25 protein-coding genes and 1 tRNA gene are annotated in these 25,356 nt (G+C 64.2%); all 26 read right to left on the minus strand.

Features of this window, described 5'->3' with window-relative positions:
• Positions 1–169: 169 nt before the first annotated feature.
• A tRNA-Met gene (locus AB7849_RS10905) sits at positions 170–246 on the minus strand.
• A 92-nt stretch (positions 247–338) separates the two neighbouring features.
• Entirely contained in the window at positions 339–1,778 is a 1,440-nt protein-coding gene (gene nuoN, locus AB7849_RS10910; protein ID WP_008217035.1) for an NADH-quinone oxidoreductase subunit NuoN, read from the minus strand.
• A 15-nt stretch (positions 1,779–1,793) separates the two neighbouring features.
• On the minus strand, positions 1,794–3,302 hold the full coding sequence (locus tag AB7849_RS10915; protein ID WP_008217037.1) for an NADH-quinone oxidoreductase subunit M: 1,509 nt from the start codon (positions 3,300–3,302) through the stop codon (positions 1,794–1,796).
• A gap of 15 nt (positions 3,303–3,317) precedes the next feature.
• A complete protein-coding gene (gene nuoL / locus AB7849_RS10920; protein ID WP_008217040.1) occupies positions 3,318–5,339 on the minus strand; it encodes an NADH-quinone oxidoreductase subunit L in 2,022 nt (673 codons plus the stop codon).
• 4 nt (positions 5,340–5,343) lie between these two features.
• Positions 5,344–5,649: an NADH-quinone oxidoreductase subunit NuoK gene (gene nuoK / locus AB7849_RS10925; RefSeq protein WP_008217043.1), complete on the minus strand. Its 306-nt coding sequence runs from the start codon at positions 5,647–5,649 to the stop codon at positions 5,344–5,346.
• On the minus strand, positions 5,646–6,305 hold the full coding sequence (locus tag AB7849_RS10930; RefSeq protein ID WP_008217046.1) for an NADH-quinone oxidoreductase subunit J: 660 nt from the start codon (positions 6,303–6,305) through the stop codon (positions 5,646–5,648). Before AB7849_RS10930 ends, nuoK begins: the two co-directional genes overlap by 4 nt.
• A gap of 11 nt (positions 6,306–6,316) precedes the next feature.
• On the minus strand, positions 6,317–6,808 hold the full coding sequence (nuoI, locus tag AB7849_RS10935) for an NADH-quinone oxidoreductase subunit NuoI (RefSeq protein WP_008217047.1): 492 nt from the start codon (positions 6,806–6,808) through the stop codon (positions 6,317–6,319).
• An 8-nt stretch (positions 6,809–6,816) separates the two neighbouring features.
• Positions 6,817–7,833 carry an NADH-quinone oxidoreductase subunit NuoH gene (gene nuoH / locus AB7849_RS10940; protein ID WP_008217050.1) on the minus strand — a complete coding sequence of 339 codons (1,017 nt, stop codon included), beginning with the start codon at positions 7,831–7,833 and terminating at the stop codon, positions 6,817–6,819.
• Positions 7,834–7,838: 5 nt separating this feature from the next.
• Entirely contained in the window at positions 7,839–10,163 is a 2,325-nt protein-coding gene (nuoG, locus tag AB7849_RS10945; protein WP_008217052.1) for an NADH-quinone oxidoreductase subunit NuoG, read from the minus strand.
• Positions 10,160–11,500 (minus strand): NADH-quinone oxidoreductase subunit NuoF, encoded by a 1,341-nt coding sequence (gene nuoF / locus AB7849_RS10950; protein WP_008217055.1) that lies wholly within the window; start codon positions 11,498–11,500, stop codon positions 10,160–10,162. The genes nuoG and nuoF overlap by 4 nt, the downstream gene beginning before the upstream one ends.
• 5 nt (positions 11,501–11,505) lie before the next feature.
• Positions 11,506–12,033 carry an NADH-quinone oxidoreductase subunit NuoE gene (gene nuoE, locus AB7849_RS10955; RefSeq protein ID WP_008217057.1) on the minus strand — a complete coding sequence of 176 codons (528 nt, stop codon included), beginning with the start codon at positions 12,031–12,033 and terminating at the stop codon, positions 11,506–11,508.
• Between the two features lie 22 nt (positions 12,034–12,055).
• Complete coding sequence (locus AB7849_RS10960) at positions 12,056–13,312, minus strand: NADH-quinone oxidoreductase subunit D (protein ID WP_008217060.1); 1,257 nt, start codon at positions 13,310–13,312, stop codon at positions 12,056–12,058.
• A 1-nt stretch (position 13,313) separates the two neighbouring features.
• Positions 13,314–14,045: an NADH-quinone oxidoreductase subunit C gene (locus tag AB7849_RS10965; protein ID WP_008217061.1), complete on the minus strand. Its 732-nt coding sequence runs from the start codon at positions 14,043–14,045 to the stop codon at positions 13,314–13,316.
• Between the two features lie 10 nt (positions 14,046–14,055).
• Entirely contained in the window at positions 14,056–14,613 is a 558-nt protein-coding gene (locus AB7849_RS10970) for a NuoB/complex I 20 kDa subunit family protein (protein ID WP_008217063.1), read from the minus strand.
• Positions 14,604–14,960 carry an NADH-quinone oxidoreductase subunit A gene (locus tag AB7849_RS10975; RefSeq protein WP_008217064.1) on the minus strand — a complete coding sequence of 119 codons (357 nt, stop codon included), beginning with the start codon at positions 14,958–14,960 and terminating at the stop codon, positions 14,604–14,606. Before AB7849_RS10975 ends, AB7849_RS10970 begins: the two co-directional genes overlap by 10 nt.
• A gap of 236 nt (positions 14,961–15,196) precedes the next feature.
• Positions 15,197–15,550: a PilZ domain-containing protein gene (locus AB7849_RS10980; protein WP_008217065.1), complete on the minus strand. Its 354-nt coding sequence runs from the start codon at positions 15,548–15,550 to the stop codon at positions 15,197–15,199.
• A 98-nt stretch (positions 15,551–15,648) separates the two neighbouring features.
• Positions 15,649–16,584: a PIG-L deacetylase family protein gene (locus AB7849_RS10985; protein WP_369501069.1), complete on the minus strand. Its 936-nt coding sequence runs from the start codon at positions 16,582–16,584 to the stop codon at positions 15,649–15,651.
• Between the two features lie 16 nt (positions 16,585–16,600).
• On the minus strand, positions 16,601–17,536 hold the full coding sequence (gene holB, locus AB7849_RS10990) for a DNA polymerase III subunit delta' (RefSeq protein ID WP_008217068.1): 936 nt from the start codon (positions 17,534–17,536) through the stop codon (positions 16,601–16,603).
• Complete coding sequence (gene tmk, locus AB7849_RS10995; protein ID WP_037102649.1) at positions 17,533–18,171, minus strand: dTMP kinase; 639 nt, start codon at positions 18,169–18,171, stop codon at positions 17,533–17,535. The genes holB and tmk overlap by 4 nt, the downstream gene beginning before the upstream one ends.
• An 11-nt stretch (positions 18,172–18,182) precedes the next feature.
• Positions 18,183–19,223, minus strand: a complete 1,041-nt coding sequence (mltG, locus tag AB7849_RS11000; protein ID WP_008217074.1) for an endolytic transglycosylase MltG — start codon at positions 19,221–19,223, stop codon at positions 18,183–18,185.
• Positions 19,220–20,032: an aminodeoxychorismate lyase gene (gene pabC, locus AB7849_RS11005; protein WP_008217076.1), complete on the minus strand. Its 813-nt coding sequence runs from the start codon at positions 20,030–20,032 to the stop codon at positions 19,220–19,222. Before pabC ends, mltG begins: the two co-directional genes overlap by 4 nt.
• Complete coding sequence (locus tag AB7849_RS11010; RefSeq protein ID WP_439822718.1) at positions 20,029–21,381, minus strand: aminodeoxychorismate synthase component I; 1,353 nt, start codon at positions 21,379–21,381, stop codon at positions 20,029–20,031. Before AB7849_RS11010 ends, pabC begins: the two co-directional genes overlap by 4 nt.
• A gap of 5 nt (positions 21,382–21,386) precedes the next feature.
• Positions 21,387–22,676 (minus strand): beta-ketoacyl-ACP synthase II, encoded by a 1,290-nt coding sequence (gene fabF, locus AB7849_RS11015; protein WP_369501070.1) that lies wholly within the window; start codon positions 22,674–22,676, stop codon positions 21,387–21,389.
• Between the two features lie 201 nt (positions 22,677–22,877).
• The gene (acpP, locus tag AB7849_RS11020) at positions 22,878–23,117 is read right to left on the minus strand and encodes an acyl carrier protein (RefSeq protein ID WP_008217083.1); all 240 of its coding nucleotides are present in this window, start codon (positions 23,115–23,117) and stop codon (positions 22,878–22,880) included.
• Between the two features lie 436 nt (positions 23,118–23,553).
• The gene (gene fabG / locus AB7849_RS11025; protein WP_092700657.1) at positions 23,554–24,297 is read right to left on the minus strand and encodes a 3-oxoacyl-ACP reductase FabG; all 744 of its coding nucleotides are present in this window, start codon (positions 24,295–24,297) and stop codon (positions 23,554–23,556) included.
• Positions 24,298–24,372: 75 nt separating this feature from the next.
• Positions 24,373–25,320, minus strand: a complete 948-nt coding sequence (gene fabD, locus AB7849_RS11030; RefSeq protein ID WP_037100419.1) for an ACP S-malonyltransferase — start codon at positions 25,318–25,320, stop codon at positions 24,373–24,375.
• Between the last annotated feature and the right edge of the window lie 36 nt (positions 25,321–25,356).

The following is a 25,356-nucleotide window of genomic DNA, read 5'->3' on the forward strand; positions in this document are numbered from 1 at the left end:
GAAACAAAAAATGGGCTCAAGCGGCCCATTTCCCTATCTCGCCGATGTCCCGACTCCTCCAGCATCTTTCCGGCGTTGCGGCGCCCTGCGGGCCAGCCAAACAACACGACGCATCCTTGCGCCCAACAAAAAAGCCTCACTAAGGAGGCTTTCTTGTCCAAGAAAGACCTGGTAGCGGGGGCAGGATTCGAACCTGCGACCTTCGGGTTATGAGCCCGACGAGCTGCCAGACTGCTCCACCCCGCATCAGAGTCCGCAAAGTCTAACGAGATGGCCGGTTTCTTGCAAGCCTTATCATCAAACTTTCTTGCTGCTTGCCGCGCATCGCGGCGTGAAACTCAACCGACGAACGCTTGCTTGCACCAGCCCAGCAGCGGTCCCCAGTAGATGCCCAGCGCCACCAGCACCAGCGCATTCAGCGACAGCACGACGCGCAACGTGGCATCCGGCTGCAACTTCGTCAGCACGCCCTCTTCGGCCTTGTCGAAGTACATCACCTTCACTACGCGCAGGTAGTAGTACAGGCCGATGATGGCGAACACCACACCGACGATGGCCAGCCACAACATGTGCGCATCGATGGCAGCCTGCAGCACCAGGTACTTCGCGAAGAAGCCGTACAGCGGCGGCACGCCAGCCAGCGAGAACATCGCCAGCATCATCAGGAAAGCCATCCACGGCGAACGCTGGTTCAGGCCCTTGAAGTCGTCGATCTCCTCGCACTCGAAACCGGCACGCGCCAGCGCCAGGATCACACCGAAGGCGGCGGTGGCCATCAGCGCGTAGCTGATCGCGTAGAACATCGCGGCGGAGTAACCCTCCGGGCCGGCATTGACCAAGCCGATGATCAGGTAACCCATGTGCGAGATGGTCGAGTACGCCAGCATGCGCTTGAGGTTGGTCTGCACGATGGCGACCAAATTGCCGATCGCCATCGACAGCACCGCGATCACGGCCAGCATCGGTTGCCAGTAATGCGCCAGGTCAGCCATGCCGCCTTCGAGCAGGCGGTATGCCATGCCGAACGCGGCCAGCTTGGAAGCCGAGGCAATGAACGTGGTGACCGGAGTCGACGCGCCCTGGTAGACGTCGGGAATCCACATGTGGAACGGTGCGGCACCCAGCTTGAAGGCGATACCCACCAGCATGAAGATCAGGCCGAACAGCATCAGGTGCGGCATGCCGGCATGGGCGGTGGCACCGTGCAAGGCGGCAAGGTCGAGCGTGCCGGCGGCGCCGTACACCATCGACATGCCGTACAGCAGCATGCCCGAGGACAACGCACCCAGCACGAAGTACTTCATTGCTGCTTCAGACGACAACGGCGAATCGCGATTCAGCGCCACCAGTCCATACGAGGACAACGTCAGCAGTTCCAGGCCCAGGTAGATCATCACCAGGTTGCCGGCCGAGACCAGCAGCATCACGCCGATCACCGCGAAGATCATCACCGTGTAGAACTCGCCCTGGAACAGCTTGCGGTCGACCAGGTACGGGCGCGAGTAGATGAATACCAGCACCACGCTCAACAGCGAGAACACCTTGAGTATCTCGGCCGCGCGATCACGGATGAACATGCCGCCGAACGCGGTGACCGTTTCCGGTGGCTGGCCGGCGATGACCAGGTAGATCGCCACCAGCAACACGGCGATGGAGATCCAGTGCAGCACGCCGCGCTGCTCCGGCTTCATGAAGGCGTCCAGCAGCAGCAGAAGGCACGCCGCAGCTACCAGATAGAACTCCGGCAGCAGGACAAGGATGTCGTTGAAAGTCGGCATTGGCTGTGTTTCCGCTTAAATCTTGTGGACGGCGAGCTGCTGCACCAGTTGCGTCACCGAGCTGTCCATCAGATGGACCAGCGGCTCGGGCCAGATACCGATGAACAGCACCAGTGCGGCAAAGGCGGCCAGCACGAAGGTCTCGCGACCATTGATCTCTTTCATTTCGGCCACGTGCGGGTTGGTGATCTGCCCCCACAGCACCCGCTTGACCAGCCACAGCGTGTAACCCGCGCCGATGATCAGGGTGAAGGCGGCGAACAAGCCGATCCACGGATTCGCACTGAAGCTGGCCAGGATCACCATGAACTCGCCGACGAAACCGCTGGTGCCCGGCAGGCCGCAGTTGGCCATCGCGAACAGCACGTAGAAGAAGCCGAACCAGGGCATCACGTTGATCAGGCCACCGTAATCCTTGATCAGGCGCGTATGCAGGCGGTCGTACATTACGCCGATGCAGGTAAACATGGCGCCGGAGACGAAACCGTGCGAGATCATCTGCACCATCGCACCCTGCATGCCCAGGCGCGCCGCGTCGACGTTGCCGTCGTGGCGAATCAGCATGAAGGCGATGAAGATGCCCAGCGTGACGAAGCCCATGTGCGCGATCGACGAGTAGGCCACGAGTTTCTTCATGTCCTCCTGCACCAGCGCCACGTAACCGATGTAGATGATCGCGATCAGGCTGAGCACGACGATCAGCCAGGTGAAATGCTCACCCGCGTCCGGCACGATCGGCAGGATGAAGCGCAGCATGCCGTAGGTACCGACCTTCAGCATCACTGCAGCCAGCACCACCGAGCCGCCGGTTGGCGCCTCCACGTGAGCATCCGGCAACCATGTGTGCACCGGCACCATCGGCACCTTGATCGCGAAGGCGATCAGGAAGCCGAAGAACAGCCAGGTCTGTTCCTTCATCGTCAGCGGCAACGACGCCCACACGTGCATGTCGAACGTGCCCGAGCGCTCATACAGATACATCAGCGCGATCAGCATGAAGACCGAGCCGAGGAACGTGTAGATGAAGAACTTCAGCGTGGCATAGACGCGCCGCGGGCCACCCCAGACACCGATGAGGATGAACATCGGGATCAGCATGGCCTCGAAGAACACGTAGAACAGCAACGCGTCGGTGGCGCAGAACACGCCGATCATCAGGCCTTCGAGCACCAGCATGGCGGCCATGTACTGGTGCGTGTTGACCTTGATGACCTCCCACGCGCCGACCACCACCAGGATGCCGACGATCGTGGTGAGCACGATCAGCGCTACCGAGATGCCGTCCACGGCCAAGCCGTAGTGCACCCCGAGCGAGGCGATCCAGACATGGCTTTCGACCAGCTGCATGCCGCCCGCCGTGGCGTTGTATTGCGGCAGCAGGAACAGGCTCACCACGAAGGTGAGCACCATGAACAGCAGAGCGAGCCAGCGCGCCGCGTTGGGCCGGCCGGAACCGGCCAGCAGCACCGGCACCGCGCCGATGATGGGTAGCCAGATCAGCAGGCTGAGCAAGTGATTGAACATGTGTGCTCGCTTCCCTTATTGCCCGATCAGCCAGTACCCGCCTAGCAGCAGGATCAGGCCGACAATCATCGCGAAGGCGTAGTGATACAGGTAACCGGATTGCAACCGGCGCGTACCGGCGGCGATACGTCGAACCGTCGCTGCCGAACCATTGACCATCACGCCGTCGACCACGGCGGTATCGCCCGCCTTCCAGAACAGGCGGCCAAGTTTCTGGCTTCCCGTGGCGAACAGCGCGTAGTACACGTTGTCGACCCAGTACTTGCGATCGAGCACCGTCCACAACGGCTTCAGCAGGCTCTTGACCTTGTCGGCCATCGCCGGATTGAACAGATAGATGTACGTGGTGATGGCAAAGGCCAGCACCACCAGACCGAACGGCAGGCTGATGAAGCCGTCCAGCGCCATGGCGAGCGCACCGTGGAAGTGCTCGCCCATCTCGCCGAGGATGTCGTTGGCCGGATTCACGTGGATGGCGCTGCCGAACCAGTGACCGAACAGCAACGGCTTGACCGTGAAGAAACCGACCAGCGCCGACGGGATCGCCAGCAGGATCAGCGGCAGCGTTACCACCCACGGCGATTCTTTCGGCGCGTGCGCAAGGACGCCAGGCTCATGGTGGCCGTGGTCGTCGTGGTGACCGTGTCCATGATGCTCGACGACGGTGAAGCGTTCCTTGCCGTGGAAGGTCAGGTACATCTGGCGGAACGTGTACAGCGCGGTGACGAACGCACCGGCGACCACGCAGAAGTAGGCATAACTCGCGCCCCAGCGGTGCGATTCGCCCACCGCCTCAATGATCGCGTCCTTCGAATAGAAACCGGAGAAGAACGGCACCGCGCACAACGCCAGCGAGCCCACCCACATGGTGATCCAGGTGATCGGCATGTACTTGCGCAGGCCGCCCATGTAGCGCATATCCTGCTCATGGTGCATGGCGATGATGACCGAACCCGCGCCGAGGAACAGCAGCGCCTTGAAGAACGCATGCGTCATCAGGTGGAACACCGCACCGGCGTACACCGACACGCCCAGCGCCACGGTCATGTAACCCAGCTGCGACAGCGTGGAATACGCGATCACGCGCTTGATGTCGTTCTGCACGATGCCGATCATGCCGGTGAACAGCGCACCGGTGGCACCGATCACCAGCACGAAGCTCAGCGCGGTGGTCGACAGCTCGAAGAACGGCGACATGCGCGCGACCATGAAGATGCCGGCGGTCACCATCGTGGCCGCGTGGATCAACGCGGAAATCGGCGTCGGGCCTTCCATCGAGTCCGGCAGCCACACGTGCAGCGGCACCTGTGCCGACTTGCCCATGGCACCGATGAACAGCAGGATGCAGATCACCGTGGCCGCATCCCAATGCGTGCCCTGGGTAATTGCCAGCGTCTTGCCGACCAGCGTCGGTGCCGCGGCGAACGCGGTGGCGTAGTCCAGCGTGCCCATGAAATACAGCACGGCAGCAATGCCCAGCAGGAAGCCGAAGTCGCCCACGCGGTTGACCAGGAACGCCTTGAGGTTGGCGAAGATCGCCGTGGGCTTCTTGTACCAGAAGCCGATCAGCAGGTACGACACCAGGCCCACCGCTTCCCAGCCGAAGAACAGCTGCAGGAAGTTGTTCGACATCACCAGCATCAGCATCGAGAAGGTGAACAGCGAAATGTAGCTGAAGAAGCGCTGGTAACCGTCGTCGTCGGCCATGTAACCGATGGTGTAGATGTGCACCAGCAGCGACACGAAGGTCACCACCACCATCATCATCGCGGTCAGCCGGTCGATCATGAAGCCGACGCTGGCATTCAGGTGACCGATCTCGAACCAGGTGTACAGGTTGTGGTTGTAGGCCGGTGCGCCGGCAAACCCGATCTGGTAAAGCACGTAGAACGAGAGGCCGCAGGAAATCAGCAGGCCGAGGATGGTCACGCAGTGCGCGCCGGCCCGACCGATCTGCTTGCCGAGGAAACCGGCCAGCAGGCAGCCGACCAGCGGTGCGAGCGCGATCGTCAGCAGGATGGATGTAGACAAAGGCATCGGATCAACCCTTCATGCTGTCGATTTCGGCGACATTGACCGTGCTGCGGTTGCGGAACAGCAGCACCAGGATCGCCAGGCCGATCGCGGATTCCGCCGCGGCCACGGTGAGAATGAAGAACACGAACACCTGCCCGGCCACATCGTGGTTGAAGCGGGAGAACGCGACGAAGTTGATGTTCACCGCCAGCAGCATCAGCTCGATCGCCATCAGCAGCACGATCACGTTCTTGCGGTTGATGAACAGGCCCGCGACGGCGATGCAGAACAGAATCGCACCGAGCACGATGAAGTGCGAAAGCGTAATCATGGCTTGGACTCCTGTTCCGGGGCTGCAGCAACCACCGGTTCGACGGGACGCACGGCGTCCATCTTCACGATGCGGATGCGGTCGCGCGGATTCACGCTGACCTGCTCGCTGGCCATCTGGTACTTGGCACTGTGACGCTGGCGCAGGGTCAACGCGACCGCGACCACCACACCCACCGTCAGGATCAATGCGGCGATCTCGAACGGCAGCAGGTAATTCGTGTACAGCGCGGTGCCCAGCCAGGCCGTGTTGGACTGCCCCGCCGCCGTGGCCGGATTCACGCCCATCGCTTGCGCATGCATGGCACGCACGCCGATCAGCGCCAGCATTTCCACCAGCATCACCACGGCCACGATCAGGCCCACCGGCAGGAACTTCACGAAGCCCTCGCGCAGTTTTTCCTGGTCGATGTCCAGCATCATCACCACGAACAGGAACAGCACCATCACCGCGCCCACGTAGACCACGATCAGCGCGATGGCCAGGAACTCCGCCTCGGCCAGCATCCAGATGCAGGCGGTGCTGAAGAAAGTGAGCACCAGCGCAAGCACGGCGTGCACCGTGTTGCGCAGCGTGATCACCGCCAACGCGGCACCCACCGTGATCACGGCAAAGGCGTAAAAACAGACCAGCTCGAATACTTGAAGATTGATCATGATGCCCTGCCTCAGCGATACGCCGCGTCTTGAGCGCGGGCTGCAGCAATGTCGGCCTCGAAGCGGTCGCCAATGGCGAGCAACTGCGGCTTGGTCACCACGTTCTCACCACGATGCTCGAAGTGGTACTCGTGGATGCTGGTTTCGACGATCGAATCCACCGGGCAGCTTTCTTCGCAGAAGCCGCAGAAGATGCACTTGAACAGATCGATGTCATAACGCGTGGTACGACGCTGGCCATCGCTTTCGCGCGGCGCGGAGTCGATGGTGATCGCCAGCGCCGGGCACACCGCCTCGCACAACTTGCACGCGATGCAGCGCTCCTCGCCATTCGCGTAGCGGCGCAACGCATGCAGGCCACGGAAACGGTTCGACTTGGGGATGTGCTCCATCGGGTAGCGCATCGTGTACTTCGGGCTGAACATGTAGCGCATGGTCAGCGCCATGCCCTTGAACAGCTCGGCCAGCAGCAGGCTGTTGAAATAGTTGAATATGCGTTTCATCGGATTTCTCAGGCCCCCGCGATGCCGTAGAACTTCATGCAGCCGGCCACCAGCACCCAGACGATGGCGATGGGAATGAATACCTTCCAGCCCAGCCGCATGATCTGGTCATAGCGATAGCGGGGGAACGTGGCGCGGAACCACAGGAACATGAAGGCGAACATGAAGGCCTTGATGAACAGCCAAAAGAAGCTGGCATGGCCAATGAAGCCCCAGGTCACCGGGAACGGGCTCAGCCAGCCGCCGAGGAACAGGATCGAGGCAAGAAAGCTCACCAGGATCATGTTGGCGTATTCGGCCAGGAAGAAGATCGCGAACGCCGAACCGGAATACTCCACGTGGAAGCCCGCGACGATTTCCGACTCACCCTCCGCCACGTCGAACGGGGCGCGGTTCGTCTCGGCCACGCCGGAGATGAAATAGACCACGAACACCGGCAACAGCGGCAGCCAGAACCAGTCGAGGATGCCCTTCGAACCGGCCTGCGCATGCACGATGTCGGTGAGGTTCAGCGAACCGGCCAGCACCAGCACGCACACCAAGCACAAGCCCATGGCCAGTTCGTAGGAGATCACCTGCGCCGCCGAACGCATGGCACCGAGCAGCGCATAACGCGAGTTCGACGCCCAGCCGGCAAGGATGATGCCGTACACGCCCAGCGAGGTCATCGCCAGCAGGTACAACAGGCCTGCATTGGCGTTGGAGAGCACCAGCTTGTCGTTGAACGGAATCACCGCCCAGGCGGCGAGTGCCGGCACCAGCGCCAGCATCGGCGCGAGGTAGTACAGGAACTTGTTCGCATTGGTCGGAAGAATCACTTCCTTGATCAGCAGCTTGACCACGTCGGCAAAGGCCTGCAGCAGGCCCAGCGGACCGATCTTGTTCGGCCCCATGCGCACGTGCATCCAGCCGATGACCTTGCGCTCCCAGTAGACGAACATCGCCACCGCGAGAATCACCGGAATGGTGATGCACAGGATGTAGATGACCGGCCAGATGAGCTGGTTGAGGATCTGTTCGCCCATGTGCCTTACACCTTGCTCAAGGTAATGGCTGCGCCGTAAGGCGGCAGCGTGGCGGTGATGTCCTGCGCGGCCTCGATCCAGACGGCGCCATCAGGCACCGTGCGGTCGACGACCACCGGCAGCGTCGAATCGGCAATGCGCACCTGCACGCCCTCGGCGAGCCCCTGCCGCTGTGCTTCATCCGCGTTGAGGCGCACGGCGGGCGCGCGATTCAGCGGATGCGCATTGAGCGCCGTGGCCCGACGCAGCACGGCGTCGCTGCGGTAGATCGGCCAAGTGGCCAAGCGTGTCAGCCCGGCAGCCGGCTTGCGCTCGGCCAGACCGTCGACCGCAGCCACGGCACGAGCGGTGATGCCATCACGCAGGCCCGCGAGGTCATCGAACTCGAAACCGGCCAGTTGCATCGAACCGCCCAGCGCACGTAGCACCTTCCAGCCCGGGCGCGCCTCGCCCGGCGCTTTCGCACCGGCTTGCACGCCCTGCTCCAGGCCATCCACGTTCACCAGCGTGCCGTCCATTTCCGGCAGCAACGCGATCGGCAGGATCACATCCGCCACTTCGCGCAACGCCGGGCTGGCAAAAGCACTGAAGGCCACGACCTGCGCCGCGCCCAATGCCTTGAGCGCCAACGCGCCATCGGCGAAATCATGCGGAGGCTCCGCGCCGTACAACACGTAAGCCTTGCGCGGCTGCGCCAGCATCGACTGCGCATCGAGGCCGCCGGCGCCCGGCACCACGCCAAGCCGGGACAGGCCCAGTGCATTGGCACCGACCGGCAGCTCGTTGTAACCGGCGCCGGTGGCACTGGCGATGAAACGCGCGATGGCGCGCAGCCAGGAGGCCTGCGGATGCGTGGCCGCGGCTTCGCCGAGGATCACCACCGCCTTGCCAGCCTTCAGCGCGGCAATTGCATCACTATCACCCTGATCACTCTGTGCGGCTCCGATGGCCGTGGCCAGTGCGGCAGGCGCACTCGCGCCAGCCGCCACGGCGGCCTTGGCCAGCGCCAGCAGCGCGTCGGCCATGCCCTGCGGCGGCACGATCGAGGTCGCGGCGAGCTTGTAGTTGAATTCGAAATCGGCCGGATTGACCGCAAACACCTTCGCGCCGACCTTGGTGGCCTGATGCAGGCGGTGGTTGAGCAGCGGCATCTCGTGGCGCAGGTCGGAGCCGACCAGCAACGCGGCCTTCACCTGGCTCACCTCGGCAACCGGCAGCTCGAAGCGCGCGGCCACGGCGTTATCGGCGAAGTCGAGCTGGCGCAGGCGGTGGTCGACATGGGCACTGCCCAGGCCGCGCGCCAGGCGCATCAGCAGGTCCGCTTCCTCGTTGGTCGTGGCCGGATGCACCAGCACGCCCAGATCGCTGCCCGGAGCCTTCTTCAATGTTTCGGCAGCGACCGCGAGAGCGTCGTCCCACGTCGTGGCCTGCCACTGGCCGTTGCGCTTCACTTCCGGTGCATGCAGGCGATCGGCGGCGTACATGCCCTGGTGGCTGTAACGGTCACGATCGGACAGCCAGCATTCGTTGACCGGCTCGTTGTCGCGCGGCACGGTGCGCAGCACTTCGCCGCGACGCACATGCAGCCACAGGTTGGAACCCAATGCGTCGTGATAGGCGATCGACGGCTTGGCGATCAGCTCCCAGGCGCGCGCCTTGAACTGGAACGGTTTGTTGGTCAGCGCGCCGACCGGGCACACATCGATGATGTTGCCGGACAGCTCGGTCTCCACCGTCTTGCCGATGTAGGTGCCGATCTGCAGGTTCTCGCCGCGATTCATGCCACCCAGTTCGTAGGTGCCGGCGATCTCGCTGGTGAAGCGGATGCAACGCGTGCACTGGATGCAGCGGGTCATTTCGGTGGCGACCAGCGGCCCGATGTTTTCATCGGCGATGGTGCGCTTGCGTTCGGTGTAGCGAGACACGCTGCGGCCATAGCCCAGTGCCACGTCCTGCAGTTCGCACTCGCCGCCCTGATCGCAGATCGGGCAATCCAGCGGGTGGTTGATCAGAAGGAATTCCATCACGTCCTTCTGGAACTTCAGCGCCTTGTCCGAGCGCGTGGTGACCTTCATGCCCTCGCCCACCGGCGTGGCGCAGGCCGGCTGCGGCTTGGGCATGGGACGACCGCCCATTTCCACGTCGACCAGGCACATGCGGCAGTTGGCGGCGATCGGCAACTTGCGGTGGTAGCAGAAACGCGGGATGGCGATGCCGACGGCGTCGGCTGCCTCGATGATCATCGCGCCCTTGCGAATCTGCGTGGGCTTGCCGTCGATCTCGATGTTGACGAGGTCGGGCGCGGCGTTGCTGGTGGGCTGCGCACTCATGCAGCGACTCCACTGGTGGCGGTGGCAAACTTGTCGTCGGTCATCGAGCGACCGTTGCGCACGTAGTATTCGAATTCGTTCCAGAACTTGGCCAGGAAACCCTGCACCGGCCACGCCGCGGCTTCGCCGAAGGCGCAGATGGTGTGGCCTTCGATCTGGCCGGCGATGGCCTTCAGGCGATGCAGGTCGTCCTCGGTGCCCTTGCCCTCGACGATGCGCGTGAGCACCCGGTACATCCAGCCGGTGCCTTCGCGGCACGGCGTGCACTGACCGCAGGACTCGGCCTTGTAGAAGCGTGCGATGCGATGGCAGGCGCGCACCATGCAGGTGGTCTCGTCCATCACGATCACCGCGCCGGAACCCAGACCTGAACCGGCCTTCTGCAGGCAGTCGTAGTCCATGGTGGCTGCCATCATTTCCTCGGCGTTGAGCACCTTCATCGAGGAACCGCCCGGGATCACTGCCTTCAGCTTGTGTCCGTTGCGCACGCCACCGGCCATCTCCAGCAGCTCGGAGAACGGCGTGCCGAGACGGATCTCGAAGTTGCCCGGCTTGGCCACGTGGCCGGAGACCGAGAAGATCTTCGGGCCACCGTTGTTGGGCTTGCCGAGATTCAGAAACCAGTCGGCGCCGTGGCGCAGGATCGCGGGTACCGAGGCATAGGTCTCGGTGTTGTTGATCGTGGTCGGCTTGCCGTACAGGCCGAAGTTGGCCGGGAACGGCGGCTTGAAGCGCGGCTGGCCCTTCTTGCCTTCCAGCGATTCCATCAGCGCGGTTTCCTCACCGCAGATGTAGGCACCGGCACCCAGTGCGCCGTAGATGTCGACATCGATGCCGCTGCCCTGCACGTTCTTGCCCAGCAGGCCGGCCGCATAAGCCTCGGCCAGCGCTTCCTCGAAATGCTCGAACGGCTCGTGGTGGAACTCGCCGCGTAGGTAGTTGTAGGCCACGGTGGAGCCGGTGCAATAGCAGGCGATGGCCAGGCCTTCGATCACTGCATGCGGGTTGTAGCGCAGGATGTCACGATCTTTCGCGGTGCCAGGTTCCGATTCGTCCGAGTTGCAGAGGATGTACTTCTGCATGTCGCCCTTGGGCATGAACGACCACTTCAGACCGGTGGGAAAGCCTGCGCCGCCGCGGCCGCGCAGGCTGGACTTCTTGATTTCCTCGACCAGGCCCGCCGGATCGGGCTTCTCGGCGAGAATCTTCTTCCACGCCTTGTAGCCGTCCATCTGGACATAGCTGTCCATCGCCCACGGCTTGTCGAAATGCAGCGTGGTGTAGACGACCTGATGGTCCTGGGGTGCGGGTCCGACCGGACCGGTGGTGCTCGCCATCGTTCTTACTCCAGCCCGTCCAGGATCGCATCGAGCTTCTCGGTGGTGAGCCGCTCGTGGTAATGACCGTTGACCGTCATCGCCGGCGCGTACACGCACGCAGCGATGCACTCTTCTTCCTGCTTGAGGTAGATGCGGCCGTCCGGGGTGCTTTCGCCGAGCTTGATGCCCAGCTTCTTCTCGCAATGCTTCACCAGGTCCTCGGCGCCATTGAGCCAGCACGAGATGTTGGTGCAGATCGCCACGTTGTTGCGACCGACCGGCTTGGTCTCCAGCATCGAGTAGAAGCTGGCGACCTCATAGGCCCACACCGAAGGCAGGTCGAGGTACTTCGCCACGGCGGTGATCAGTTCGTCGGTGAGGAAACCGCCGTTCTGTTCCTGCGCGGCAAACAATGCCTGGATCAAGGCCGAACGCTTGCGATCCGGTGGGAACTTGCCCAGCCAGTGCTCGATGTGCTGCCGCGTGTGGTCGGTCAGGACGACGAGCGGATCGACGTTCTTGACCTGGTCGTAATGCCCGGTGGCTTTCATGGGATATCTCCGTCGTGCCGGCTCAGCGATCGACTTCGCCGAACACGAGGTCATAGGTGCCGATCATGGCCACCACGTCGGCCAGCAGGTGGCCACGCACGATGGTGTCGATCGACGACAGATGGGCAAAGCCCGGTGCGCGCAAATGCACGCGGAATGGCTTGTTGGCGCCGTCCGAAACGAGGTAGCAGCCGAACTCGCCCTTCGGCGCCTCGACCGCGGCATACGTCTCGCCCGCAGGCACGCCGTAGCCTTCGGTGAACAGTTTGAAATGATGGATGAGCGCCTCCATGCTCTCCTTCATCTCTTCGCGCTTGGGCGGCGCAACCTTGTAGTTTTCCACCATCACCGGGCCGGGGTTGGCACGCAGCCATTGCACGCACTGCTTGATGATGCGGTTGGACTGGCGCATCTCTTCGACGCGCACCAGGTAGCGGTCATAGCAATCGCCGTTGACGCCGACCGGGATGTCGAAATCCATCTCGGCGTACTTCGCGTACGGCTGCTTCTTGCGCAGATCCCAGGCGACGCCGGAGCCACGCAACATGGCGCCGGTCATGCCCCATGCCTGAGCATGCTCGGGCGAGACCACGCCGATGCCCACGGTGCGCTGCTTCCAGATGCGATTGGTGGTGAGCAGTTCCTCGTACTCGTCCACCTTGGTCGGGAAATCCGCGGTGAAGGCGTCGAGGAAGTCGAGCATGGAACCTTCGCGCCACTGGTTCAGCCGCTTGAGATCCTTGCCCTTGTGCCAGGGCGACTCGCGATACTGCGGCATCTGCGCCGGCAGGTCGCGATACACGCCGCCGGGGCGATAGTAAGTGGCGTGCATGCGCGCGCCGGAGACCGCTTCGTAGCAGTCCATCAGCTCTTCACGCTCGCGGAAGGCGTACAGGAACACCGCCATCGCGCCCAGGTCGAGCGCGTTCGAACCCAGCCACATCAGGTGATTCAGGATGCGGGTGATCTCGTCGAACATGGTGCGGATGTACTGCGCGCGTTCCGGCGCCTCGATCCCCAGCAGGTTCTCGATCGCCTTCACGTAGGCGTGCTCGTTGCACATCATCGACACGTAGTCGAGGCGATCCATGTAGCCGATCGACTGGTTGAACGGCTTGGACTCGGCCAGCTTTTCCGTACCGCGATGGAGCAGGCCCACGTGCGGATCGGCGCGGACGATGGTTTCGCCGTCCATCTCCATGATCAGGCGCAGCACGCCGTGCGCAGCAGGATGCTGCGGGCCGAAGTTCATCGTGTAATTGCGAATTTCCTGGGCCATCTCAATTCTCCCGCCAGTGATCGGCGGCTTCGGCCTTGGCCTGCAAAAGGTCAGCGTCATCGCGGATCGTGCGCGGCACCAGCACGCGCGGTTCCACCGAGGTCACCGGTTCGTAGATCACGCGCTTCTGATCGGGGTCGTAGCGCACTTCGACATTGCCGATCAACGGGAAGTCCTTGCGGAACGGATGGCCGACGAAACCATAATCGGTAAGGATGCGGCGCAAGTCCGGATGACCGTCGTAGATGATGCCGTACAGGTCGAACGCCTCGCGCTCGAACCAGTTGACGCCAGGCCAGATGCCGCTCACCGACGGCAGCATCGGCAGCGAATCGTCTTCGCAAAACACACGCAGGCGCAGGCGCTGGTTGTGCTCGACGGAAAGCAGGTGGATCACCGAGGCGAAACGGCGCGGCTGGTCGACATTGCGCGGGCGATCGCTCCACTGGAAGCGCCCCATGGCCTCGCCTTCCACGCCGCGCGAGAAACCCGTACCGGTAACGGTCTGGGTATCCCATTCGGTCTGGCCGTAGCCGAGGTAGTCGACGCCGCACAGATCCACCAGCTCGCCGAAGCTGAAGCCGGGTTCGTCATGCAGCGCGGAGGCCACCGCAAGCAGGTCGGCGGCAGCCAGTTCGGCGGTGGTTTCATTGCGGGCGGTGCTGATTTTCAGCGTATCGCCGAATCGCGCGGCAAGGCGCTCGGCCAGCGAGGACGATTGCAGGTCGGTCATGACGGCGCCTTCAGGAGCGGGCGATGGTGCTGGTGCGACGAATCTTCTTCTGCAATTGCAGAATGCCGTGGATCAATGCTTCGGCCGTAGGCGGGCAGCCCGGCACGTAGATGTCCACCGGCACGATGCGATCGCAACCACGCACCACCGAATAGGAATAATGGTAATAACCGCCACCATTGGCGCAGCTACCCATCGAGATCACCCACTTCGGCTCGGGCATCTGGTCATAGACCTTGCGCAACGCCGGGGCCATCTTGTTGACCAGGGTGCCGGCCACGATCATCACGTCGGACTGGCGCGGGCTGGGGCGGAAGATCACGCCGTAGCGATCCAGATCCAGTCGTGCGGCGCCGGCATGCATCATTTCCACCGCGCAGCAGGCCAGACCGAACGTCATCGGCCACATCGAGCCGGTACGCGCCCAGTTCATCAGCGCATCGACGCTGGTGGTGACGAAGCCGCGCTGGACGACGGGGTTGTCGCCGGCCGGACGCAGGATGTCGTCCACCAGGTTCAACGGCTGCGGGTTGTGCATCACCCGGTCGATGGAGGACATCACTCCCATTCGAGCGCTCCCTTCTTCCACACGTAAGCGAAGCCGATCACCAGCAGCAGCAGGAACAGTGCCATCTCGATCAGGGCGACAAGGCCGATCTGCTTGAATACCACCGCCCACGGAAACAGGAATGCAATTTCCAGGTCGAAGATAATGAAGAGGATCGCCAGCAGGTAATAGCGCACATCGAAACGCATGCGCGCATCTTCGAATGCTTCGAAACCGCATTCATAAGGCGCAAGTTTTTCCGATTCGGGACGACGCGGACCGGCAAGCATGCCGATCACCAGCAGCGCGATACCAAGGCCGATGGCGACAAGGATGAACAGCAGGACAGGCCAATATTCGGCAAGCACGATGAAACTTACCTCCGCGCCGCATGGCGCATCAGTGACCGTCGGGGGAAACGGTCTGGAACCTCGGGACAGGCCTTGCGGCCAGAATCATCCACATGACGTGGCGTGGACATCCGAATTTCCACGATACAAGCTCGGGAATCTCGCCATTGTACCAGTGCGAATAGGTAACACGACAAGCCTTGACTGCCACCAAGACGCGACAATCACGCACGAATCATGCCGGGTGTCGCGAATTACATGGTGAGCGTGGGGCGTTCGGCGCCAAGAATGCCAGCCAGCAGTGCCTCGATGCGGCTGCGCGCCGCCTCGCCATCGGGCGATTCGTTGAACTGGATGCCGATGCCTGCAGTGCGATTGCCCTGCGCACCCAATGGGGTGATCCATACCACCTTACCGGCCACCGACAAACGTTCGCCGGCGTCGATCAGGTTGACCAGCAGCACGACTTCGTCACCCAGCGTGTACGACTGCGCGGTGGGCGCGAACAGACCGCCCTGTTTCAGGAACGACATGTAGGAGCCGTACAGCGCGGCCGTATCCTTGAACTTCAGCGAGATGATGCCCTGGCGGGCCGCGGCCGGATTCATGCCTGTTCCTGTCGTGCTTGCGCCGGATGGCGTGTCCGCATCCTAGCGAGCACCGGCATGCCGCGCAAAGCCGCATTCACCGCAGTGCGAACTGCCGCTCACAGCCGGCACCAGCCCCAATGGTCGAAGATCCACGGCGAAGGCCAGTCCAGGTGAAGCCTGGCGAAGCACGGACCACTCGATGCAACGGCACTCATGTCTAACCGATAGCTGCCGTCCGCTCCGCGTGTCATCGGCCATTGCCGCCACGGCCGATCCGAGACGCCAGCCGGCCCCGCCACCAGCAGGCGCAGGAAAGGATGCAGTACCGTCGGCGGCTGCCACGGCAGCCGCCCCACGTCCGAAACCTCCGGCCCTTCCGCGGGAACATAACGCTCCGGACGGGCGGCAAGACCGCGCATGCGCCTGCCGCTCAACGCCATCTGGGTCGCATGCTCGGTCAAAGCGGAAAGCTTGCGCTGCCGCTGTGCCGGCGAGCCCTCTTCCACGGCCATGGCCAGCCCGTCCTCATGGCCGCCATGGACCGGATAGGCCAGCCACGCGACGGAATCCACGCGACGAGCCAACGCCAATCGGCACATCACGTGCGCCGCGCCATGATCCGGATGGCGGTCACCCAATGCCGGCAGTGCCACCAGGGTGGGGGCAAAAGCGTCGATGGCGGCCATCAGCGCATCCAATGTGATGGTCGTGTCGTCCCGCAGTCGCGCCAGCAGACCCATGTCGGGCCAGCCCAGCGGCAACAGTCCGGTCGACGGCACACCCAGGCGATCCAGCGCACGATGAACCTCGATACGTCGACGACGCCCCCAGCGCTGCCGGTCAACGGCACCGATCCGCCAGCGCCGTTCCAGCCAGCGCTGCGGCCAGGGGTTCGCGTCGCCGTCGGTAAGCAGCACGATCCGCACCTGGCCACCGGCCGCCATCACCTGCTGGATCAGCACTCCCGTGGCCAATGTTTCGTCATCGGGATGTGGCGCCACCACCAGCAGGCGGGTCTGCGCGGACAGCTCGGGCACGGCTACGGTCGACACCGTCCGGTCCCGGGCCTCAGCGCCAGTCGCCAAACAGCTTGAGCAGCAGCAGATCGCCACGCAACGGACCGCGCAAGGCATCGCGGGTGCGATTGACGCGGTCGTACCAGTGCCCCAGCGATTCGACATCCAGCGCACTGGCCAGTGGGCCGCCCTGCCCGCTGGAACGGGCCTTCACCTCGTCGGCCACAGCCTGGGCGGCAAACCACAGTCGCTGTGCCGGTTCGTTGTCCAGCCAGCGCCGCACCACCTCCATGGCTTCGCCGCGACCCGCCGCAAGCGCGGCCAGGTCCTTGCGCACCTCCTTGCGGCGATCGAGTGCGCCTTCGCGTGCCCAGTCACGCGCCAATCCCGGATTGCCACCGGCCGCGTCCAGCGCGGCCACTGCATCGGCCACGCCTTCGGCCTGCAGCCACGCCAGGGCCTGCTCGCGCGGCGGCAAGGCGAAATCGATGCGCTGGCAGCGGCTGCGGATGGTCTGCGGCAAGCGCCAGGGCGCGTTGGCCACCAGCACCAGCATGGTCTCCCGTGTCGGCTCCTCCAGCGTTTTCAGCAAGGCGTTGGCGGCAGCCGCATTCATGGCGTCGGCCGGATCGATGCTGGTCACCTGCCAGCCGCCGAACTGGCTGGAGGTGGCCAGGCGCGCGGACAATTCGCGAATCTGGTCCACCACGATCTCGCTGCGTTGCACGCCATCCTTGCGTAGGCCGTAACTCAACGTGACCCGATCCGGATGCGTACCGGCATCGAGCAACAGGCAGCTGCGGCAGCGACCACACGCATCGCCATCCACCGGCTGCTGGCACAACAGGCCGCGCACGAAGCGCTGCAGGAAGTCGCGCTTGCCCAGCCCGGCCGGCCCGGCCAGCAGCAGCGCGTGCGGCAAGGCATCGCGTTGGCGCCGCGCTTGCAAGCGCGTCCACGGCTCGGCATGCCAGGGAGGCGTATTCATGGCGTGGCTCCGAAAACGTGGGCGGACGCGTCCAGCGCAGCCTGCAGGACTTCTGCGGGGGCCAGGCTGGCGTCGATCACGCGGAACCGCTCCGGCTCGGCGACGGCAAGCTCGCGGTACGTCGCGCGCACGCGTTCGAAAAAGGCGTCGGCCTCGACCTCGATGCGATCGGCCTCGCCGCGACCGGCGGCGCGCGCACGACCCGTCGACACCGGCAGATCCAGCAACAGGGTCAGGTCGGGTTTCAGATCGGCACACGCCCACGCTTCCAACGCAGCGATGCGTTCGCGCGGTTGCCCGCGACCACCGCCCTGATAGGCGTAACTGGCATCCACGTAGCGATCGCACAACACCCAGCGCCCCGCCGCCAACGCCGGCTCGATCACTTCGCGTACCAGTTGCGCGCGCGAGGCGAACATCAGCAACAACTCGCTTTCCGCACTCATGCCGCGCCGCGCCGGATCGAGCAGGATGCTGCGCACCGCCTCGCCCAGATCGGTGCCACCGGGCTCACGGGTCAGCAACAGGTCGATGCCGCGTGCCGCGAAGCGTTCACGCAAACCCGCCAGCAAGGTGCTCTTGCCGGCGCCCTCGCCGCCTTCCAGGCTGATGAATTTGCCGCGTGGAGCAGTCATCGACGACGCAGTCATGGGCAACGCTTCAGTTGATAGCAGGCCACATTGTGATTCTGCTCCTGCAAGGTGTCGGCGAACACGTGGGTGCCGTCGCCGCGAGCGACGAAATACAACGCGGTGCCGTCCGCCGGATGCAACGCCGCCTCGATCGCCGGTTTGCCCGGCAACGCGATCGGCGTCGGCGGCAGGCCCGGGCGCGTGTACGTGTTGTATGGCGTGTCGGTGGTGAGATCGACCTTGCGGATGTTGCCGTGGTAGTTCGCGCCCATGCCGTAGATCACGCTGGGGTCGGTCTGCAGCAGCATGTGCTTCTGCAAGCGCCGCACGAATACGCCGGCGATCTTTTCGCGCTCGTCGGCGCGGCCGGTTTCCTTTTCCACGATGGAAGCAAGGATCAGCGCGTCGTAGGGCGTGGCCAGCGGCAAATTCTCCGCACGCTGCGGCCATAGCCGGGCCAGCATCTTGACCATCGCCTCGTGCGAGCGCTTGAGTACATCAAGGTCGGTGTCGCCCTTCACGTAGGCGTAGGTCTCGGGCAGGAAGCGTCCTTCGGGTGCTTCGCCTGCCGCACCGATGCGCTGCATGATCGTCGCGTCGTCCAGCCCCACGCTGTCGTGCTTCAGTTTCGGCGCCTGCTGCAAGGCCTGCAGCATCTCGTGGAAAGTCCAGCCATCGACGATGGTGAAGTCGCGCTGCAACACCTTGCCCTTGGCCATGTTGTCCAGCAACCGGGTCGGCGTGATGCCGACCGGCAGCGCGTACTCGCCGGCATGCAGGCGACCGGTCACGTGCATGCGTTCGGCCAGCAGGCGCCAGGCGAAGGGTGCGGCATGGGTGAAACCGCGCCGGCGAAGTTCGCGCACGATTTCCTTGAAGCTGGTGCCGCGCCCGATATCGATGCTCTGCCCGGCCGCTGTCACCTGCATGGGCGCGGCGGTGAAGCGCGTGAAGTCGCGCCAGCCCCAGGCCAATGCGGCGACCAGTGCCAGCACGACTACCAGTGCCAGCACGCGCGCCAGTGCGCCCCCCCGTGTTGTCTTGCGTCGACTCATGCCTGCTCCATCGGAAAGCCAAGGTCCGCCCAGTGCGCCTGCATCGCGCGCGTGACTGGGCCGGGACCATACACGTTATCGCCCACGGCCTGAACCGGCAGGATGCCGCGCACGCTGGAAGTGAGGAACAGTTCAGACGCACGCAGGCATTCGTCCAGCGGCAAATCACGCACCTGCGCCTGCGGCAGGGCAGCCAGCACCTCGGCACGCGCCACGCCGGCCACGCCGCAACGTTCCAGCGACGGTGTCATCGCCACGCCATCGATCACCGCGAACAGGTTGGCCGACACGGCCGAGATCACGCGGCCATGCACGTCGCACAGCAGCCCCTCGGCAATCGCCGGATCGTTCCATTCGGCCCGCGCCAGCACCTGCTCCAGTCGATTGAGGTGCTTGAGGCCGGCCAGCGTCGGCTGCTCCGCCAGGTGCGTCTTGCACAAGTGCAGGCGAATGCCATCGACATGGGCCGATGCCATCGACGGCATCGGAAACGACGCCACGATACGCGTGCAACGCGGACTTGCCGGCATCGCGTAACCGCGTTCGCCGACACCCCGGGTCAGCGTGATGCGCACCACCGCGCCAGCCATGCCTTCGCATACCCGGCGTGCCTCGCGCTCCAGCGATTCGGGATCGGGTAACGGCAGGCGCAGGCGTTCGCAGCCATGGGCCAACCGCTGCATGTGGCGTGGCCACAGCGGGGCGCCACCGGCGACGAAGCGGATGGTCTCGAACAGGCCATCGCCATAACCCAGCCCGCGGTCGTCCGCGGAGATCGTGTCGGCCGGCTCGCCGTCGACCAGCCTCATGCGCCCGCCATGCCCAAGGCGCGCAACAGGCCACGCGCCTTGGCCCGCGTCTCGTCCAGCTCCTTCTCCGGTACCGAGTCGGTGACGATGCCAGCACCGGCGCGCAGCGAAACCTGTGCGCCCTCGACGGCAAGCGTGCGAATCAGGATATTGAGGTCCATGTCGCCATTATCGTCCAGATAACCCAGCGCGCCGGTGTAGGCACCGCGCGGTTCCTGTTCGAGCGCGCCGATGATGTCCATGCAACGCACCTTGGGGCAACCGGTGATGGTGCCACCCGGGAACGTCGCGGCGATCACCTGCCCCGGCGTAATGCCCGCACGCGCGCAGCCGCGCACGTTGGAAACGATGTGGTGCACGTGCGCGTAGCTTTCCACCACCATCAGCTCGTCGACCTGCACGCTGCCCGGCACGCACACGCGCCCCAGGTCATTGCGCTCCAGGTCGATCAGCATGACGTGCTCGGCACGCTCCTTCGGATGCGTGGTGAGTTCGCGGATGCGCTCGACGTCGTCGTCGCCCGCCACGCGGGGCCGGGTGCCGGCAATCGGGCGCGTCTGCAGCAGGCCGTCGCGCGACTCCACCAGGCGCTCGGGCGATGAACTGACCACCGCCCATCCCGGCTGTTGCAGCAAGCCCGCGAATGGCGCGGGATTGGCGGCGCGCAACGATCGCATCAGGCTCGCCGGCGAAGGTGGCTCGGCGTAATGCGCGGTCCAGCGACGCGAAAGATTGACCTGGAACACGTCGCCGTTGCACAGATGCTCGTGGATGCGCCGGACGCCTGCCAGAAAGTGCTGCGGATCGTCCTCGTCGATCCCCCGTGGCGCGGCCAGCGGCAGCTCGGGCATCGGCGTATTCAGATCGGCGGCCAGGGTGTCGAGCCAGTGTTCGCCCCCCTCTTCCGCGACCAGCACGGTGCGATCACCGACATGATCGACGATGGCCGCAGCCGGGATGCGCAACGCGAATGCGACCGGCATGGCGCCCGTCGAACCGGGAAGGCGCAGGCTGGGCTCGATCTGGCCAACCAGTTCATAGCCGAGATAGACAAACCAGCCACCGTGGAACGGCAGGCCATCCTCGATCCGGTCGCGGCGATGTGCAGACCAGATAGCATCCAGCGCATCGAGAAAACCGCCGGGGACGACGATGCCCTGCCCGTCGCGCACGGTGCCGTCGGCACCCAGCGCCAGCGATGCACTACCGGCAGCAAAGAGGATATCGAAGCGCGATTGCGGCGTACCGGTGACCGCGCTGGCCAGCAGCGCGGGATAGCGCTGCGGATACGACGCGGCCGGCGCGAGCAGATCGCGCCGGCCGGGCAGGATTCGCGTGACCGAGGCCACGCGGTTCAGACGCGACGGAAGACGAGCGTGCCGTTGGTGCCACCGAAGCCGAACGAGTTCGACATGACGACGTTGAGGCCGGCCTTTTCCGCCTTGTTTGGCACCAGGTCCATGCCGAGTGCGGCGACTTCCGGATCGACGTCGACCAGATTCATCGTCGGCGGCATCACGCCATCGCGCAGCGCCATCAGCGAGAAGATCGCCTCCACGCCGCCGGCCGCGCCAAGCAGGTGCCCGGTGACCGACTTGGTGGAGCTGACCGCGAACTGCCCCTTCTTCGTGGCGTGCTCGCCGAAGACATTGCGGATCGCCTTCGCTTCGCCCAGGTCGCCCACCGGCGTGGAGGTACCGTGTGCATTGACGTACTGCACGTCGGACGGCTGCAGTTGCGCATCGTGCAGCGCGTTGCGCATGGCCAGCTCGGCGCCATCGCCGCTGGGCGCGGTGATGTGATACGCGTCGCCGCTCATGCCGAAACCGATCAGCTCGCCCAGGATGTGGGCGCCACGGGCCTTGGCGAACTCGTATTCCTCAAGCATCAGCATGCCTGCGCCGTTCGACAGCAGGAAGCCGTCGCGACCGGCATCCCACGGACGACTGGCATGCGTCGGATCATCATTGCGCGTGGACATCGCCTTGGCCGAGCAGAAGCCCGCCATCGCCGTCGGCGTGGTGGCGAACTCGGCGCCGCCGGCAATCATCGCGTCGGCATCACCGTACTGGATCAGGCGCATCGCCATGCCGATATTGTGCGCAGCCGTGGTGCAAGCCGAGACCAGTGCGATGTTCGGCCCCTTCAGCCCGTGATAGATCGACAGGTTGCCGGCGACCATGTTGATGATCGAGCTGGGCACGTAGAACGGCGACACCTTGCGCGGGCCCTTCTCGGCCAGTTCCAGCGCCGTGGACTCGATGGTGTGCAGGCCGCCGATGCCGGCACCTGCAGCGATGCCGATGCGGCCGGCATTCGCGTCCGTGACCACCAGCCCCGACTGCCGGAACGCATGCGTGCCGGCAACGATGCCGTAGTGAATGAACGGATCCATCCGCTTGAAATCCTTCGCGATGGCGCGCCGCTCGTCATCCGGCGTATCGGTGCCGACGAAATAGGCGTCGACAGGATCGAAATCACGGACTTCGCCCGCAATGCGGGTGGCATAGGCGCTGACGTCGAAGTTGGTGACAGGGCCAATGCCGCTGTGACCCTCGACGACGTTCTTCCAGGCGGTGGCGATGTCGTTGCCGACCGGCGAGACGATGCCCATGCCGGTCACTACCACACGTCGTTTGCTCATGGATGAAAGTTCCTTCGTGCTCCGGGGATTCGGACGGCCCGCCGTCGCTTTCCCTCATTCTCGGGTGCCCGCCGAACCAGCACACCATACGGGATCGGACGTTGCAGATTGCAGAAACGAAAACTGCGCCCGTTCGGCGCAGCTTCCGATATCGCCACGTGAGCGACGGCACGGCCTGCGCCGTTGGCCGCCACATGTCGATCAGTCCTTGGTGTGGGCCTTGATGTAATCGACGGCCTGCTGCACGGTGGTGATCTTCTCGGCTTCCTCGTCCGGAATCTCGGTCTCGAACTCTTCCTCGAGGGCCATCACCAGTTCGACCGTGTCCAGCGAATCGGCGCCCAGATCATCCACGAACGACGCATTCGTCGTGACTTCATCCTCTTTCACGCCCAACTGCTCGACGACGATTTTCTTGACACGCTCTTCGATGGTGCTCATGTTGCCAAACCTCCCACGGGGAATTTGCTTGATTCAGCGCCGGCCTCGGCCGGCAAAGACCGGCGGATTGTAGTGGCTAAACCGTGAAGTCGCCACGTACCTGCCGCCGGCAATGGTACGGCGCCGACCCCACGGTCGACGCGAAGGATCAATTGTCGCCTAAAACGAAGCCGCTGGCGACAACTGTTTGAATACGCTTCCGAATGGAACCGGAACCTAGGAGCGTGGACGGTAGAAACTTTCGAGGCGAAAAAGTGGCTGCGTGAGGACAGATTTTCGGCGATTCGCCGGCCCATAGTGGTTCCATGGGCCAAGAAGCGACGGGAATATGGACCACGCAGACGCTTTTGCAGCCCGGAAGATTTCTGCCGCCCACGCTCCTAGAACTGGCTCACGAAGCCTGATCGACACGCTTCGTGCAGGAAACGTGAATGCCTCAGGGCATGTACATGCCGCCATTGACGTGCAACGTCTCGCCGGTGATGTAGGCCGCGGCGGGCGATGCAAGAAACGCCACCGCCTGCGCAATGTCCGAGGCCTCGCCCAGCCGCCCCAGGGCGATTTGCCCCAGCAACGCCTGCTTCGACTCTTCCGGCAACGCACGGGTCATGTCGGTATCGATGAAACCGGGCGCCACCACGTTGACGGTAATGCCGCGGCTGCCGATCTCGCGCGCCAGCGACTTGGAGAAAGCGATGATGCCCGCCTTCGCCGCCGCGTAATTGGCCTGCCCCGGATTGCCGGTCAGGCCGATCACCGAGGCGATCGAGATGATGCGCCCCTTCTTCGCCTTCATCATGCCGCGCATCACCGCCTTGGACGTGCGGTAGACCGAGGTGAGGTTGGTGTCGATGATCGCCTGCCAGTCCTCGTCCTTCATGCGCATCAACAGTTGGTCGCGGGTAATGCCGGCATTGTTGACCAGGATCGAGACCGCGCCGAACTCCTTGGCGATATCGCCGATCAGCGCCTCGACGGCGGCACCGTCGGTCACGTTCAGCACGCGGCCATGGCCGCCGTGCGCAGCCAGGCGCTCGCCGATCGCGGCGGCGCCGGCGTCACTGGTGGCCGTGCCGATCACGGTCGCGCCCTGGGTGGCCAGGGTGTCGGCAATCGCCGCGCCGATGCCGCGGCTGGCGCCGGTGACCAGGACGACTTCACCTTGCAGTGTGTTGCTCATCAATCGGATTCCTTGCGGGAATGAATTGGAAAAAGGGTCAGGAAACGGCTGTCGAAAAGCGTAACGCGTGCCCGCTCAACGCCATTCGGCCAACGCGGCATCCATCTCGGCAGGCGCACCAATGGCGCGCGACTGCACGCTCTTGTCGATGCGCTTGATCAAACCACTCAGCACCTTGCCGGGGCCGCACTCGGCCACTTGCGTGGCACCACCGGCAGCCAGCACTTGCACGCACTCGGTCCAGCGTACCGGCAGGTACAGCTGGCGCTGCAAGGCGCCACGAATGTCGTCGAGGCTGTCATAGGCCTTCGCCTCGGCGTTCTGCACCACCGGAATCGCCGGCGACTGCCAATCGATCGAAGCCATGCGCTCGCCCAGGCGGTCCGCCGCCTCGCGCATCAAGGCGCAGTGCGAAGGGACCGACACGGCCAGCTTCACCGCTTTCTTCACGCCAAGCTCGGCCAGTTTCGCCAGTGCGCGATCCACGGCTTCGGCATTGCCCGCGATCACCAGCTGACCCGGCGAATTGTAATTGGCCGGCGCCACCACCTGGCCCTGCGCCACCTCTTCGCACACCGCTGCGATCTGCGCGTCGTCGCCACCGATGATGGCCGCCATCGCGCCAACACCGGCCGGCACCGCCGCTTGCATCAAGCGGCCACGCTCGGCCACCAGCGCCGCCGCTTCATGCAGCGACAAGGCGCCTGCGCAAACCAGCGCACTGTATTCGCCCAGGCTGTGGCCGGACAGGCGTGCCGGCTGGGCGCCGCCCTGCTTCTGCCACACGCGCCACACTGCCACGCTGGCGGCCAGCAAGGCCGGCTGGGTATTTTCAGTGCTGTTGAGCTGCGCTTCCGGTCCCTGCTGACTGATCTGCCACAGGTCGATACCGGCACCTTGCGACGCCTCGTCGAACGCGGCCTTCACCTCACCATGTGCGCTCGCCAGTTCGGCCAGCATGCCGACCGATTGCGAGCCCTGGCCCGGAAACACGAAAGCTAGCGAAGCAGAAACTGGACTCATGGCAGCAGATCACCGTCGACTAAAACCGCAATGGTG

It is taken from the genome of Rhodanobacter sp. FW021-MT20 (assembly GCF_041107475.1).
In the GTDB taxonomy this organism is placed as follows: domain Bacteria; phylum Pseudomonadota; class Gammaproteobacteria; order Xanthomonadales; family Rhodanobacteraceae; genus Rhodanobacter_A; species Rhodanobacter_A glycinis.

Excerpts from the sequence above, each read along its gene's own strand:
- nuoN (WP_008217035.1), bottom strand. The coding sequence starts at position 1,778 with ATGCCGACTTTCAACGACATCCTTGTCCTGCTGCCGGAGTTCTATCTG.
- AB7849_RS10915 (WP_008217037.1), bottom strand. The coding sequence starts at position 3,302 with ATGTTCAATCACTTGCTCAGCCTGCTGATCTGGCTACCCATCATCGGC.
- nuoL (WP_008217040.1), bottom strand. The coding sequence starts at position 5,339 with ATGCCTTTGTCTACATCCATCCTGCTGACGATCGCGCTCGCACCGCTG.
- nuoK (WP_008217043.1), bottom strand. The coding sequence starts at position 5,649 with ATGATTACGCTTTCGCACTTCATCGTGCTCGGTGCGATTCTGTTCTGC.
- AB7849_RS10930 (WP_008217046.1), bottom strand. The coding sequence starts at position 6,305 with ATGATCAATCTTCAAGTATTCGAGCTGGTCTGTTTTTACGCCTTTGCC.
- nuoI (WP_008217047.1), bottom strand. The coding sequence starts at position 6,808 with ATGAAACGCATATTCAACTATTTCAACAGCCTGCTGCTGGCCGAGCTG.
- nuoH (WP_008217050.1), bottom strand. The coding sequence starts at position 7,833 with ATGGGCGAACAGATCCTCAACCAGCTCATCTGGCCGGTCATCTACATC.
- nuoG (WP_008217052.1), bottom strand. The coding sequence starts at position 10,163 with ATGAGTGCGCAGCCCACCAGCAACGCCGCGCCCGACCTCGTCAACATC.
- nuoF (WP_008217055.1), bottom strand. The coding sequence starts at position 11,500 with ATGGCGAGCACCACCGGTCCGGTCGGACCCGCACCCCAGGACCATCAG.
- nuoE (WP_008217057.1), bottom strand. The coding sequence starts at position 12,033 with ATGAAAGCCACCGGGCATTACGACCAGGTCAAGAACGTCGATCCGCTC.
- AB7849_RS10960 (WP_008217060.1), bottom strand. The coding sequence starts at position 13,312 with ATGGCCCAGGAAATTCGCAATTACACGATGAACTTCGGCCCGCAGCAT.
- AB7849_RS10965 (WP_008217061.1), bottom strand. The coding sequence starts at position 14,045 with ATGACCGACCTGCAATCGTCCTCGCTGGCCGAGCGCCTTGCCGCGCGA.
- AB7849_RS10970 (WP_008217063.1), bottom strand. The coding sequence starts at position 14,613 with ATGGGAGTGATGTCCTCCATCGACCGGGTGATGCACAACCCGCAGCCG.
- AB7849_RS10980 (WP_008217065.1), bottom strand. The coding sequence starts at position 15,550 with ATGAATCCGGCCGCGGCCCGCCAGGGCATCATCTCGCTGAAGTTCAAG.
- holB (WP_008217068.1), bottom strand. The coding sequence starts at position 17,536 with ATGAATACGCCTCCCTGGCATGCCGAGCCGTGGACGCGCTTGCAAGCG.
- tmk (WP_037102649.1), bottom strand. The coding sequence starts at position 18,171 with ATGACTGCTCCACGCGGCAAATTCATCAGCCTGGAAGGCGGCGAGGGC.
- mltG (WP_008217074.1), bottom strand. The coding sequence starts at position 19,223 with ATGAGTCGACGCAAGACAACACGGGGGGGCGCACTGGCGCGCGTGCTG.
- pabC (WP_008217076.1), bottom strand. The coding sequence starts at position 20,032 with ATGAGGCTGGTCGACGGCGAGCCGGCCGACACGATCTCCGCGGACGAC.
- fabF (WP_369501070.1), bottom strand. The coding sequence starts at position 22,676 with ATGAGCAAACGACGTGTGGTAGTGACCGGCATGGGCATCGTCTCGCCG.
- acpP (WP_008217083.1), bottom strand. The coding sequence starts at position 23,117 with ATGAGCACCATCGAAGAGCGTGTCAAGAAAATCGTCGTCGAGCAGTTG.
- fabG (WP_092700657.1), bottom strand. The coding sequence starts at position 24,297 with ATGAGCAACACACTGCAAGGTGAAGTCGTCCTGGTCACCGGCGCCAGC.
- fabD (WP_037100419.1), bottom strand. The coding sequence starts at position 25,320 with ATGAGTCCAGTTTCTGCTTCGCTAGCTTTCGTGTTTCCGGGCCAGGGC.